The 13,136-nt window shown below is 62.4% G+C and carries 12 protein-coding genes; 9 read left to right on the top strand and 3 right to left on the bottom strand.

The features are described 5' to 3' along the window. The first annotated feature begins 339 nt into the window (after positions 1-339). From P0Y58_07920 to P0Y58_07890, 7 genes are all read left to right on the top strand, one after another. The gene (locus P0Y58_07920; protein ID WEK32115.1) at positions 340-1,257 is read left to right on the top strand and encodes a glutamate/aspartate ABC transporter substrate-binding protein; all 918 of its coding nucleotides are present in this window, start codon (positions 340-342) and stop codon (positions 1,255-1,257) included. Between the two features lie 145 nt (positions 1,258-1,402). Further along, complete coding sequence (locus P0Y58_07915) at positions 1,403-2,149, top strand: amino acid ABC transporter permease (protein ID WEK32114.1); 747 nt, start codon at positions 1,403-1,405, stop codon at positions 2,147-2,149. Further along, positions 2,150-2,821 (top strand): ABC transporter permease subunit, encoded by a 672-nt coding sequence (locus tag P0Y58_07910; GenBank protein WEK32113.1) that lies wholly within the window; start codon positions 2,150-2,152, stop codon positions 2,819-2,821. Continuing rightward, positions 2,818-3,552: an amino acid ABC transporter ATP-binding protein gene (locus P0Y58_07905; GenBank protein WEK32112.1), complete on the top strand. Its 735-nt coding sequence runs from the start codon at positions 2,818-2,820 to the stop codon at positions 3,550-3,552. The genes P0Y58_07910 and P0Y58_07905 overlap by 4 nt, the downstream gene beginning before the upstream one ends. A 69-nt stretch (positions 3,553-3,621) precedes the next feature. Then, entirely contained in the window at positions 3,622-5,526 is a 1,905-nt protein-coding gene (locus P0Y58_07900; GenBank protein ID WEK32111.1) for an ATP-binding protein, read from the top strand. Next, on the top strand, positions 5,523-6,851 hold the full coding sequence (locus P0Y58_07895) for a sigma-54 dependent transcriptional regulator (GenBank protein ID WEK32110.1): 1,329 nt from the start codon (positions 5,523-5,525) through the stop codon (positions 6,849-6,851). Before P0Y58_07900 ends, P0Y58_07895 begins: the two co-directional genes overlap by 4 nt. 25 nt (positions 6,852-6,876) lie before the next feature. After that, complete coding sequence (locus P0Y58_07890; protein WEK32109.1) at positions 6,877-7,212, top strand: GlpM family protein; 336 nt, start codon at positions 6,877-6,879, stop codon at positions 7,210-7,212. 75 nt (positions 7,213-7,287) lie between these two features. Here P0Y58_07890 and P0Y58_07885 read toward each other — a convergent pair whose 3' ends face one another. Beyond that, positions 7,288-8,283, bottom strand: coding sequence for an alpha/beta hydrolase (locus P0Y58_07885; GenBank protein WEK32108.1), 996 nt, complete (start codon positions 8,281-8,283; stop codon positions 7,288-7,290). Positions 8,284-8,478: 195 nt separating this feature from the next. Between P0Y58_07885 and metR the strand changes: the two genes are divergently transcribed. Next, positions 8,479-9,396 (top strand): transcriptional regulator MetR, encoded by a 918-nt coding sequence (gene metR, locus P0Y58_07880; protein WEK32107.1) that lies wholly within the window; start codon positions 8,479-8,481, stop codon positions 9,394-9,396. Here the strand turns inward: metR and P0Y58_07875 are convergent. Beyond that, entirely contained in the window at positions 9,380-9,793 is a 414-nt protein-coding gene (locus P0Y58_07875; GenBank protein ID WEK32106.1) for an NUDIX domain-containing protein, read from the bottom strand. The genes metR and P0Y58_07875 overlap by 17 nt on opposite strands. 196 nt (positions 9,794-9,989) lie before the next feature. Between P0Y58_07875 and P0Y58_07870 the strand changes: the two genes are divergently transcribed. Further along, positions 9,990-11,609, top strand: coding sequence for an FMN-binding glutamate synthase family protein (locus tag P0Y58_07870; protein ID WEK32105.1), 1,620 nt, complete (start codon positions 9,990-9,992; stop codon positions 11,607-11,609). Positions 11,610-11,649: 40 nt separating this feature from the next. Here P0Y58_07870 and P0Y58_07865 read toward each other — a convergent pair whose 3' ends face one another. Beyond that, the gene (locus P0Y58_07865; GenBank protein WEK32104.1) at positions 11,650-13,068 is read right to left on the bottom strand and encodes an amino acid permease; all 1,419 of its coding nucleotides are present in this window, start codon (positions 13,066-13,068) and stop codon (positions 11,650-11,652) included. Positions 13,069-13,136: the final 68 nt, after the last annotated feature.

Below are 13,136 nucleotides of genomic sequence, written 5' to 3'. Positions count from 1 at the left end.
GTCGGCATCTCTGTGGATAGAGACGTCAGCACAACACCCTCCGGAACCCCGGACGCACTGCATAGCTGCCACCTGTCCTGCCGCAGCCACGCGACAAGAGCCAACCGTTCGGATTGCCGAGTGCGTATTGCGCAATTCATTCGGCTTTACGAACGCTGGCGACACAACCTGAAACTGTCAAACCCGCGTCACCATGCGCCTTTAAGGTCGACACCATGGCTTGGCACGAGTCATGCTCTACACTTGGTAGCCGAATGCACTCGCTTCTTGCGGTATTCGTTGAACGAAAGAGTCCGCCAACGGCTCCATAAAAAAAACAAACACGTCGAGGAAAATTTGATGCGTATCGTTCGTCAATTGCTGGGCGCCGCCATCGCGGCCGCTGTGATCGCTTCGCCGGCCATGGCCGAAGAACTGACTGGTACCCTGAAGAAGATCAAGGACTCGGGCACCATCACCTTGGGGCACCGCGACTCCTCCATCCCGTTTTCCTACCTGGCAGGCAAGCCGGAGCCCGTGGGTTACTCCCACGACATCCAGCTGGCCGTGGTCGAAGCCCTGAAGAAGCAACTGGGCACCGACATCAAGGTCAAGTACAACCTCGTTACCTCCCAGACCCGCATTCCGCTGGTGCAGAACGGCACCGTCGACCTTGAATGCGGTTCCACCACCAATAACGTCGAGCGCCAGCAGCAGGTCGGTTTCACCGTGGGCATCTTCGAAGTCGGCACGCGCCTGCTGACCAAGGTCAAGGACGGTCAGCCTTCTTACAAGGACTTCCCGGACCTGGCCGGCAAGAACGTGGTGACCACCGCCGGCACCACCTCCGAACGCTTGCTGAAAGCGATGAACGCCGACAAGCAGATGAAGATGAACGTGATTTCCGCCAAGGACCACGGTGAAGCCTTCAACATGCTCGAAAGCGGCCGCGCCGTGGCCTTCATGATGGACGATGCCCTGCTCGCCGGCGAAATGGCCAAGGCCCGCACGCCATCGGACTGGGTCATCACCGGTACCCCACAGTCGTACGAAATCTACGGCTGTATGGTGCGCAAGGATGACGCGGCCTTCAAGAAAGCGGTCGATGACGCCATCGTCGGTTACTTCAAGTCGGGCGAAGTCAACAAGAGCTTCGACAAGTGGTTCAACCAGCCGATCCCGCCAAAAGGCCTGAACCTGCAGTTCCCGATGAGCGATGAGCTGAAAAAACTGATCGCCGAGCCGACCGACAAGGCGGCGGACGAGAAGAAGTCCTGATCCTCAGCAAATAGTGGCCTGGTGCTCACGAGCACGAATCAATTCTGCAGGCCACTCATTAGTGTCTAACCTTTCATCCGAGGGCGCGCGGCGCCCTTGGATGCTCGAAGGTGCCCGTGAAACAACCGTCTGAGGGGAAATCCCGATGAATTACAACTGGGACTGGGGCGTGTTCTTCAAGTCCACCGGCGTGGGCAGTGAAATCTATCTGGACTGGTACGTCACCGGTCTGGGCTGGACTATCACCATCGCTATCACCGCCTGGATCATCGCGCTGCTGCTGGGGTCACTGCTCGGTGTCATGCGTACCGTGCCGAACCGCGTGGTGTCGGGTATCGCTACCGCCTATGTGGAGCTGTTCCGCAACGTTCCACTGCTGGTGCAGCTGTTCGTCTGGTACTTCCTGGTACCGGACCTGCTGCCTGAAAGCTTGCAGGAATGGTTCAAGCAAGACCTCAACCCGACCACCTCGGCGCTGATCAGCGTGGTCATCTGCCTTGGCCTGTTCACCGCCGCGCGCGTCTGCGAACAGGTGCGTACCGGTATCCAGGCGCTACCCAAAGGCCAGGAAGCCGCCGCCCGCGCCATGGGCTTCAGCCTGCCGCAAATTTATACCAACGTGCTACTGCCGCAAGCGTATCGAATCATCATTCCGCCGCTTACTTCGGAATTTTTGAACGTGTTCAAAAACTCCTCGGTGGCGTCGCTGATCGGCCTGATGGAGCTGCTGGCGCAGACCAAGCAGACCGCGGAATTTTCCGCCAACCTGTTCGAAGCGTTCACCCTGGCCACACTGATCTACTTCACCCTGAACATGGGCCTGATGCTGCTGATGCGTCTGGTCGAGAAAAAAGTTGCCGTGCCTGGCCTGATTTCCGTGGGGGGCAAATAAATGGACATGGATTTCAGCGAAATCATCCCCGCCCTGCCTGCCCTCTGGGGCGGTATGGTCATGACCCTGCAGCTGATGGTCATGGGCGTTGTCGGCGGTATTGCGCTGGGCACCGTCCTGGCACTGATGCGCCTGTCGTCGAGCAAGTTGCTGTCACGGGTGGCAGGCGCCTACGTCAACTACTTCCGCTCGATCCCGTTGCTGCTGGTGATCACCTGGTTCTACCTGGCGGTGCCGTTCGTACTGCGCTGGATTACCGGCGAAGACACACCAGTCGGTGCGTTCACCTCCTGCGTAGTGGCCTTCATGATGTTCGAGGCCGCATACTTCTGCGAGATCGTGCGCGCCGGCGTGCAGTCGATTTCCAAAGGCCAGATGGGCGCCGCGCAAGCGCTGGGCATGAACTACGCGCAGACCATGCGCCTGATCATCCTGCCCCAGGCCTTCCGCAAGATGACCCCGCTGCTGCTGCAGCAGAGCATCATCCTGTTCCAGGACACCTCGCTGGTGTACACCGTGGGCCTGGTGGACTTCCTCAACTCGGCACGTTCCAACGGCGACATCATCGGGCGCTCCCATGAGTTCCTGATCTTCGCCGGCATCGTCTACTTCCTCATCAGCTTCTGCGCTTCGTGGCTGGTCAAGCGCCTGCAAAAAAGGATCACCGTATGATTTCCATCAAGAACGTCAACAAGTGGTACGGCGACTTCCAGGTACTGACCGACTGCAGCACCGAGGTCAAGAAAGGTGAGGTGGTGGTGGTCTGCGGCCCATCGGGCTCGGGCAAGTCCACGCTGATCAAATGCGTCAACGCGCTGGAGCCGTTCCAGAAGGGCGACATTGTGGTCGATGGCACCTCGATTGCCGACCCCAAGACCAACCTGCCCAAACTGCGTTCGCGAGTGGGCATGGTGTTCCAGCATTTCGAGCTGTTCCCGCACCTGAGCATCACCGAAAACCTGACCATTGCCCAGCGCAAGGTATTGGGCCGGAGCGAGGCAGAAGCCTCCAAGAAGGGCCTGGCCCTGCTTGAGCGCGTAGGGCTCAGTGCCCATGCCAAGAAGCACCCCGGCCAGCTCTCCGGCGGCCAGCAGCAGCGTGTGGCGATTGCCCGTGCCCTGGCCATGGACCCGATCGTCATGCTGTTCGACGAGCCCACGTCGGCACTGGACCCGGAAATGGTCAGCGAGGTGCTGGACGTGATGGTGCAACTGGCTCACGAAGGCATGACCATGATGTGCGTGACCCACGAGATGGGCTTTGCCCGCAAGGTCGCCAACCGGGTCATCTTCATGGACAAGGGCAGCATTATCGAAGACTGCACCAAGGAAGAGTTCTTTGGTGATCAGAGCGCCCGCGACCAGCGTACCCAGCATTTCCTCAGCAAGATCCTGCAGCACTAAGCCGGCCACAGCAACCGCTGCCACGGGACCCACCGGGCAGCGGATGCTGGTCGTGACAAGGCCACTGTGATGAAATGCGACCCCTCGCTACTGCTCCCTGCCAAGCCTGCCGTGAATTCCCGTCTGATCCGCCAATTGCTGTTACCGCCCCTGATCATCCTGCTGATGATCGGCTTAGGGCTGGCTGGCTACCTGATCAGCGAGAACAACGGCATCCGCACCCTCAGCGAAAACGGCGAGCGCCAGCTGGAGCTGCACGCGCGCACGGTAGAAAGCGAAATCAGCAAGTACACCTACCTGCCGAGCCTGCTGGAGCTGGAAGACAGCGTCTCGCACCTGCTCACCGACCCGGACGGCGGCTCGCGCCAAGCGGTCAACGAATACCTGGAGGGCCTGAACCGGCGCAGCCGTAGCCGCGCAATCTTCGTCCTCGATACCAATGGCCGGGTACAGGCCACCAGCAACTGGCGCGATGCCGATTCGTTCCTCGGTGAAGACCTGTCGTTCCGCGCCTACTTCCAGACCGCCGTGCGCGGCGAGCCCGGGCGTTTCTACGGCATCGGCAGCACCACGGGCGAGGCCGGCTATTACCTGGCCCATGGGCTTGAAGAGCACGGCAAGATCATTGGCGTGGCGGTGATCAAGGTGCGCCTGGACACTCTTGAGGAGCGCTGGCAGCGTGCCCGGCTGGAGGCGTTCGTCAGCGACGAGAACGGCATCATCATTCTCTCCAGTGACCCGGCCCGGCGCCTGAAGTCGGTGCGCCCGCTGACACCGCAAATCAAGGAGCGCCTGGCGCGCAGCCTGCAATATTACTGGTGGCCGCTCAACGAACTGCAGCCACTGGCCCGGGAAACCCTGGCCGATGGCGTGGAAAAGCTGACCTTTCCGGCAAACAGTGAAACCGCACAGGGCAAGCAGCACGAAGTCGCCTACCTCGCCCAGACCCGGCGCCTGGCCGACACGCCCTGGCACTTCACCCTGCTGACCCCGCTGCAGGACCTGCGCCGCGAGTCAATGGTGCAGGGCATTCTGGTGGGCGTGGCCTTTGCCTTGCTGGCGATCCTCGGCATCGCCTGGAACGAGCGGCGCAAGGTGATCGCCACCCGCCTGGCGGCCCGCGAAGCCCTTGAAGAAGCCAACAGCCAGCTGGAGCGGCGCATTGCCGAACGCACGGCAGACCTGCGCGCCAGCAACGAACGCCTGAAGGGCCAGATTCGCGAACGCCGGCATGCCGAGCAGACCTTGCGCCACGCCCAGGACGAGCTGGTGCAGGCGGGCAAGCTGGCCGCCATCGGGCAGATGTCCACCAGCATTGCCCATGAGCTTAACCAGCCGCTGGCCGCGCTGCGCACGTTGTCTGGCAACACCGTGCGTTTCCTCGAACGCGGGGCACTGGAAACCGCCAGCGCCAACCTGCGCACCATGAACGACCTGATCGACCGCATGGGGCGCATCACCGCCAGCCTGCGCTCGTTCGCCCGGCGTGGTGACGACAGCGGGCAGGCCTCGCTGGGCAAGGCCGTGGAGGCCACCTTGCAGGTGTTGGCCAACCGCATCAGCGCCTGCCATTTGCAGTTGCACCACCAGTTCGAGGATCAGCAACTGGCGATCGACCAGACCCGCCTGGAGCAGATTCTGGTCAACCTGATCGGCAACGCCCTCGATGCCATGGCCGTGCAACCGTTGCCCGAGCTATGGCTGGAAGGCGAACTGCAAGGCGACAAGTACCGCCTGCAGGTGCGCGACAACGGTCACGGCATCGACGCCGAGGCGCGCAAGCACCTGTTCGAACCTTTCTTTACCACCAAACCGGGCGAACATGGCCTGGGCCTGGGCCTCACCCTGTCGGCGAGCCTTGCTGCCGCCGCCAAGGGCAGCCTCAACGTCGAGCACCCCGCCACTGGCGGCACGGCCTTCGTCCTCGCCCTGCCCCTGGTCTCCCCCCCTAGCGAATCGGCAGAGCACCCATGAACCAAGCGCCTCTTACCGTACTGATCGTCGAAGACGACCCGCATGTGCTGCTCGGCTGCCAGCAGGCACTGGCCCTGGAAGACATCGCCTGCGAGGGCGTGGGCAGCGCTGAACAAGCGCTGGAACGCATCGGCGACGATTTCGCCGGCATCGTCGTCAGCGACATTCGCCTGCCGGGCATCGATGGCCTGGAGCTGCTCAACCGCCTTAAGGCCCGTGACCGCAGTCTGCCGGTGGTGTTGATCACCGGCCATGGTGATATCGACATGGCAGTCGGCGCCATGCGCAATGGCGCCTACGATTTCATGGAAAAACCATTTTCCCCGGAGCGCCTGGTCGACGTGGTGCGCCGCGCCCTGGAGCATCGCGGGCTTTCACGCGAGGTGGTGGCCCTGCGCCGCCAACTGGCCGGGCAGAGCAGCCTGGAGGGCCGCATCATCGGTCGTTCACCGGCCATGGAACACTTGCGCGAACTGATTGCCAACGTCGCCGACACCTCGGCCAACGTGCTGATCGAAGGCGAGACCGGTACTGGCAAAGAACTGGTGGCCCGCTGCCTGCACGATTTCAGCCGCCGCCAGGGCCAACCCTTTGTGGCACTGAATTGTGGCGGCTTGCCCGAAAACCTGTTCGAAAGCGAGATTTTCGGCCACGAGGCCAACGCCTTCACCGGTGCTGGCAAACGCCGCATCGGCAAGATTGAACACGCCAACGGCGGCACGCTGTTCCTCGATGAAGTCGAGAGCATGCCGATCAACCTGCAGATCAAGCTACTGCGCGTGCTGCAGGAGCGCACCCTGGAACGGTTGGGCTCGAACCAGAGCATTGCCGTGGACTGCCGGGTGATCGCTGCGACCAAGGCCGACCTCGATAGCCTGGGCCAGACAGGCCAGTTTCGCAGCGACCTGTACTACCGGCTGAATGTGGTGACCCTGGAGTTGCCGCCGCTGCGCGAGCGCCGTGAAGATATCCTGCAGTTGTTCGAACACTTCCTGCAGCAATCGGCCCTGCGTTTCGACCGGGAAACCCCGACGCTCGACAGCCAGACCCTGTCGCGCCTGATGACCCACGACTGGCCGGGTAACGTGCGCGAATTGCGCAACGTGGCCGAACGCTATGCCCTCGGCCTGCCGGCATTCAAGAAAGGCCCCAGCGGCGGCGCCAGCCAGGGCCTGGGCTTTGCAGAAGCGGTGGAAGCGTTCGAACGCAACCTGCTCGGCGATGCCCTGCAACGCACGGGGGGCAACCTGAGCCAGGCCAGCCAGGAGCTGGGCATGGCCAAGACCACGCTGTTCGACAAAGTGAAAAAGTACGGCCTCGGCTGACCTCAACCCAAACTGGAAAGACATCGTGGATCTGGTATTCAAAGCTGCCTTGGGCGCTGGCGTGGTGCTGCTGCTGGCGGTGCTGTCGAAGACGCGCAACTACTACATCGCCGGGCTGGTGCCGCTGTTTCCCACTTTTGCCCTGATTGCCCACTACATCGTGGGCAAGGGACGCAGCGTTGCCGACTTGAAAACCACCATCCTGTTCGGCATGTGGTCGATCATTCCGTACTTCGTGTACTTGGCGACCCTGTATGTACTGGTCGACCGCTTGCGCCTGGAGACGTCGCTGGCACTGGCCACGGTGGCCTGGTTGATGGCCGCGACCGTGCTGGTGACCTTGTGGGTGCGGATGCATTGACCAAAATCGGCGCTGGCTTCTTCGCGGGCTTGCCCGCTCCCACAGGTTCCCCCATTGCCTCAGCTCTGTGCCGATTCAGAGCCCTGCGATATGTGTGACATCCTGCCGATGCGCCTGCAGGTAGGGCAGCACTGCCCCCAGCAGCGGTGCCTTGAACTGTTCCTGAAAGCGGTGCGCCAGCCCCGGGATCAAACGCAACTTGCTGCCCTGAATATGCGCCGCCAGATGCACCCCATGCATCACCGGAAGCAACGGGTCGGCCGTGCCATGCACCACCAACGTCGGCACCCTCAGTTGATTAAGTAACTCGACCCGGCTGGGCTCGGCCAGTATTGCCATGATCTGGCGCTTGGCCCCATCAGGGTTGAACGCCCGGTCATAGGCAAGCGCCGCCTGGTGCAGCAACACCGCACGCTCATCCCGTACCTCGGGGCTGCCCAACGCCGCCAACAGGTCGGCCTGCTGCTCGATGGCCACTTCGCGGTTCGGCGCACTACGCCGGGCCAGCAGTTGCACCAGCGCCGGATCCGGCGCCGGCAGCCCCGCCGCCCCTGAACTGGACATGACCAACGTCAGGCTGCGCACGCGCTCGGGTGCCATGGCCGCCAGATGCTGGGCAATCATGCCGCCCATGCTCACGCCCAGTACGTGGAACTGGCGCACACCCAGCGTGTCCATCAGGCGCAGGCCGTCATCGGCCATGTCCGTCAGCGTGTAGGGCGCCGCTACCGGCAGACCCAGCTTGTAGCGCAACAGTTCGACCGTCAGGTTGGCCGACGGTGGCATCTGGTTCCAGCGTGACAGGCCGACATCGCGGTTGTCGTAGCGGATCACACGAAAGCCCTGCCGGCACAACGCCTCGACCACATCGTCCGGCCAGTGGATCAATTGCCCGCCCAGGCCCATGACCAGCAGCAAGGCCGGGTCGCGTGGCGCCCCGACGCTCTGGTACACCAGGCTGACCGCGCCCACATCGGCACGCTGCACCGGCACATGGGCGTCACAACGCTGTTCGGCGAAACTCGCAGGTACGCTGAATATGAAGAAAATAAAAAGCCAAAAAGCCCGCATGAAAAAACACCAGAATGCAGATCCCCAGTAGAGCGCGAGTCTGATGAATTCTGTTCGAGCGCGCTGCCACAGTTCAGTGACAGTTTCATGACTCCCGCCAGGCGGTGCGACCGAACGCGCAGTCGACAGCCGTGCCAACATGAGGGAAACTCAACTCATTCCCTGTTTATTCAAACCTACACCCCGGAGTCAGCAGTGCTGGAGATCCGTCACCTGAAAACCCTTCATGCCCTGCGCGAGTCTGACAGCCTGGTGGAGGCCGCCGAACGCCTGCACCTGACCCAGTCGGCGCTGTCGCACCAGTTCAAGGAACTGGAAGAACGCCTGGGCCTGCCGCTGTTCGTGCGCAAGACCAAGCCGATCCGCTTCACCAGCGCCGGGTTACGCTTGCTGCAACTGGCCGATGCCACCCTGCCCCTGCTGCGCGGCGCCGAGCGTGACATCGCGCGCCTGGCCGGCGGCACTGCCGGGCGCCTGCACATGGCCATCGAATGCCACAGCTGCTTCCAGTGGCTGATGCCAACCATCGACCAGTTCCGCGACGCCTGGCCGGAAGTGGAGCTGGACCTGGCCTCCGGCTTTGCCTTCGCCCCGTTGCCGGCCCTGGCGCGCGGCGATCTGGACCTGGTGGTGACCTCCGACCCGCTGGACCTGTCGGGCATCACCTACGTGCCACTGTTCACCTACGAGGCGATGCTGGCGGTGGCCAACCAGCATGCGCTGGCCAGCAAGCCCTACATCGTGCCACAAGACCTGCTCGACCAGACGCTGATCACCTACCCGGTAGAGCGCGACCGCCTGGACATCTTCACCCGCTTTCTGGAGCCGGCCGACATTGAGCCGGCCGCTGTGCGCACCTCGGAGCTGACGGTAATGATGATGCAGCTGGTGGCCAGCGGCCGTGGGGTGTGCGGCATGCCACATTGGGCGCTGCACGAATACAGCTCGCGCGGCTATGTGAAGGGCAAGCGCCTGGGCGAGAAAGGCCTGTTCGCCACCCTTTATGCCGCCGTGCGCACCGACATGCTCGATGCGCCTTACATGCGCGACTTTTTGCTGACGGCCAAAGACACCTCGTTTGCCACCCTCGATGGTGTCAGCGCGGTGCGTTGAGTACCTGGCGGTACAGCGGCAGGATCAGGTCGCGGGTCAGCGGTGCCAGTTGCATGACGGGCACCTGATCTGCGGCCAGCCACACCACCTCTTCGATTTCAGCAGCCGGCAGCACGGCTGCGGCGCTGTCGACACGAAACAGTTCGGCCTGCACTTCAAAGCCCGGTTCGTTGGCGGCCGGGGCACTGAACTGGCCCAGATACACGGCGTGGGCAGGGTCGATGCGCAGGCCGAGTTCCTCGTGCAACTCGCGCACCAGTGCCTGCACCGGCGTTTCACCGGCATCGATCTTGCCGCCTGGCTGCATGAAGGCCTCAGTACCGCGCTTGCGCACCAGCAGGGTGCGGCCCTGAGCGTCGATCAGCAGGGCGGCGGCGATGCGGATGGTGTTGGGCATGAGCTGGGCTCGCTGGAAACAATGGCTGGGGAGGATCCCATGGGCTCATTGGCCTGACAAGGCCAGCCTGGGACCTTGCCCGATTCGAGAATGATTTTCGCTACCCCGATTTTAATTTGCAGCGCCCTGCAACTTGGCTATGGTCGGGGTTTGCCCCCAGGCCCTGAGCCTGACCGCGCCATCGCAAGGACCCTGTATGAGCCTGTCACTTCTCAGTCGCTATGCCTTCTTCGCCGCCTGCGTGCTGTTCACCCTGGCGAGCCTGCCCTTTACCCACCATGAGTGGTTGTGGCCGTTCACCCTGACCACTGGAGTCCTCAGCCTGATCGGCCTGTTCGACCTGCTGCAGCAACGCCATGCAGTACGTCGCAACTACCCGATCCTGGGCAACATCCGCTATCTGGTCGAGGCCATCCGCCCGGAAATCCGCCAGTACCTGCTGGAGTCCGACAGCGACGCCTTGCCGTTCTCCCGCGCCCAGCGTTCGCTGGTGTATGCCCGCGCCAAGAACGAGGCATCCGACAAACCGTTCGGCACGCTGATCGATGTGTACCAGTCGGGCTTCGAATTCATCGGCCATTCCATGCGTCCGGCACCGCTGACCGACCCGTCCAGCTTCCGCATCATCGTCGGCGGGCCGCAGTGCAGCCAGCCATACTCGGCATCGATCTTCAATATTTCAGCAATGAGCTTCGGCTCGCTCAGCGCCAATGCCATCCGCGCGCTGAACCAGGGCGCCAAGCTGGGCAACTTCCACCATGACACCGGCGAAGGCAGTATCAGCCCCTATCACCGCGAGCATGGTGGCGACCTGGTCTGGGAGCTGGGCAGCGGCTACTTCGGTTGCCGCACGCCGGACGGGCGCTTTGACCCCGAACGCTTCGCCGCCCAGGCGCGAACCCCGCAGGTGCGGATGATCGAAATCAAGATGAGCCAGGGCGCCAAGCCCGGCCACGGCGGCATCCTGCCAAAACACAAGGTGACTCAGGAGATCGCCGAGACCCGGGGCGTACTGATGGGCGAAGACTGCATTTCGCCTTCGCGCCATAGCGCTTTCTCGACGCCGATCGAAATGATGCAGTTCATCGCCCAACTGCGTGAGCTGTCCGGCGGCAAACCGGTCGGTTTCAAATTCTGCCTGGGCCACCCGTGGGAGTTCATGGGCATTGCCAAGGCCATGCTTGAAACCGGCATTCTGCCCGACTTCATTGTTGTCGATGGCAAGGAAGGCGGTACCGGCGCGGCACCGGTGGAGTTTACCGACCATATCGGTGTACCGCTGCGCGAAGGCCTGCTGTTCGTGCACAACACGCTGGTTGGCCTGAACCTGCGCGACAAGATCAAGCTAGGGGCCAGCGGCAAGATCGTCAGCGCCTTCGACATCGCCAGCGTGCTGGCCATTGGGGCTGACTGGGCAAACTCGGCGCGCGGCTTCATGTTCGCCATCGGCTGCATTCAGTCGCAGAGCTGCCACACCAACAAATGCCCGACCGGCGTGGCCACGCAAGACCCGCTACGCCAACGCGCCCTGGTGGTGCCGGATAAAGCCCAACGGGTGCTGAACTTCCACCACAACACCTTGCGTGCCCTGGCCGAAATGCTCGCGGCAGCGGGCCTGGAACATCCGGCGCAACTGGAGGCCAAGCACCTGGTGCGGCGCATCTCGGCCACCGAGATCAAGCTGTTCTCGCAGATGCATGTGTTCTTGAAGCCTGGCGAGTTGCTGACCGGCGAAGTGAACGGGCAGTTCTATTCGCGCATGTGGCAACTGGCGCGGGCCGACAGCTTTGAGCCGCACAGTGAGGTGGCAGCCTGACAGAGCCCCGGGGCTGCTTTACAGCCCCAGGGATTTCAGATCAGGAAGCGGTAGAAGCCACACACTGCGACTCTTTGGGCGCCAACCGGAACGCGTAATAAAGCACCGTCAACAGCACCAGGAACGCCGGGCCGATGTACAACGCCACGCGGGTATCCTCGAAGTACGCCATCAGGCCGACCACCAGTACCAGGAAGCCCAGTGCCAGGTAAGAACTCAGCGGCCACAGCCACATGCGGTACTTCAATGCCTTGCGCTCAGCGGTAGTCAGGCCCGCGCGGAACTTGAGCTGCGCCAGCAGGATCATCACCCAGGTCCAGATTGCACCAAAAGTGGCGATCGAAGTCACCCAGACAAACACCTTCTCCGGCACCAGGTAGTTGGCCAGCACGCCCAGCAACAACGCACCGATCGACAGCAGCAGCGCATTGCGCGGTACGCCGTTCTTCGAGGTGCGGGCGAAGGCCGCCGGGGCCTGGCCGTTCTGCGCCAGGCTGTAGAGCATGCGCCCGGTGCTGAAGATGCCGCCGTTGCACGACGAAAGCGCTGCAGTGATGACCACGAAGTTGATGATGCCGGCGGCGGTCTTGATGCCGAGGCGCTCGAAGGTCATGACGAACGGGCTGCCCTGGCTGCCGATTTCGTTCCACGGGTAGATCGACAGGATCACGAACAACGCCCCGACGTAGAACAGCAGGATGCGCCAGAACACCGAGCCAATGGCCTGCGGGATGGTCTTTTGCGGGTTGCGTGCTTCGCCGGCGGTCAAACCGATCATTTCCACACCCAGGTAGGCGAACATCACCATCTGCAGCGACATCAGCACCCCGGTCACGCCATTGGGCATGAAACCGCCGTTGCTCCACAGGTTGGCAACACCCAGGGCCACACCGTCATTGCCGAAGCCGAAGGCAATGACGCCGATGCCGCCAAGGACCATGGCGATGATGGTGACGATCTTGATCAGCGCAAACCAGAACTCAAATTCACCGAACGCCTTTACCGCCACCAGGTTGACCGCACCCATGCTGCCCAAGGCCGCCAGGGCCCAGATCCAGCGGGGCACGTCGGGGAACCAGATACCCATGTAGATGGCCACTGCAGTAATTTCGGCGACACAGGTCACCAGCCACAGGAACCAGTAGTTCCAGCCGGTGAGGAAGCCCGCCAGCGGGCCGAGGTAGTCCTGGGCATAGCGGCTGAACGAACCGGCGACCGGGTTGTGCACAGCCATTTCGCCAAGGGCGCGCATGATCACCAGGATGGCCAGGCCACCGATGATGTAGGACAGCATGATGGCAGGGCCGGCCATTTCGATGGCTTTGGCCGAACCCAGGAAAAGACCGACACCGATACAGGCGCCCAGCGCCATCAGGCGAATGTGCCGTTCGCCCAGTTCACGCTTGAGCGGGCCGCCTTCATTGGCCTGGCCATGGGCAGAGTGGTTGCCGACTGGCATAGCAATACAACCTCATTTTGTTATTGGATTTGACCTTCGTGCAGCACCGGTCATGCCGATAGGCGTGA

Origin of the sequence: Candidatus Pseudomonas phytovorans (assembly GCA_029202525.1) — a bacterium.
Classification (GTDB): Bacteria; Pseudomonadota; Gammaproteobacteria; order Pseudomonadales; family Pseudomonadaceae; genus Aquipseudomonas; species Aquipseudomonas phytovorans.
The sequence above is the reverse complement of the archived record's forward strand: the minus strand, read 5'-3'. Positions and strand labels throughout refer to the sequence as shown.

What these genes read in the sequence shown, in the direction of transcription:
- P0Y58_07910 (WEK32113.1), top strand. Translation starts at nt 2,150, where the DNA reads ATGGACATGGATTTCAGCGAAATCATCCCCGCCCTGCCTGCCCTCTGG.
- P0Y58_07865 (WEK32104.1), bottom strand. Translation starts at nt 13,068, where the DNA reads ATGCCAGTCGGCAACCACTCTGCCCATGGCCAGGCCAATGAAGGCGGC.
- P0Y58_07875 (WEK32106.1), bottom strand. Translation starts at nt 9,793, where the DNA reads ATGCCCAACACCATCCGCATCGCCGCCGCCCTGCTGATCGACGCTCAG.
- P0Y58_07905 (WEK32112.1), top strand. Translation starts at nt 2,818, where the DNA reads ATGATTTCCATCAAGAACGTCAACAAGTGGTACGGCGACTTCCAGGTA.
- P0Y58_07870 (WEK32105.1), top strand. Translation starts at nt 9,990, where the DNA reads ATGAGCCTGTCACTTCTCAGTCGCTATGCCTTCTTCGCCGCCTGCGTG.
- P0Y58_07885 (WEK32108.1), bottom strand. Translation starts at nt 8,283, where the DNA reads ATGCGGGCTTTTTGGCTTTTTATTTTCTTCATATTCAGCGTACCTGCG.
- P0Y58_07900 (WEK32111.1), top strand. Translation starts at nt 3,622, where the DNA reads ATGAAATGCGACCCCTCGCTACTGCTCCCTGCCAAGCCTGCCGTGAAT.
- P0Y58_07915 (WEK32114.1), top strand. Translation starts at nt 1,403, where the DNA reads ATGAATTACAACTGGGACTGGGGCGTGTTCTTCAAGTCCACCGGCGTG.
- P0Y58_07920 (WEK32115.1), top strand. Translation starts at nt 340, where the DNA reads ATGCGTATCGTTCGTCAATTGCTGGGCGCCGCCATCGCGGCCGCTGTG.
- P0Y58_07895 (WEK32110.1), top strand. Translation starts at nt 5,523, where the DNA reads ATGAACCAAGCGCCTCTTACCGTACTGATCGTCGAAGACGACCCGCAT.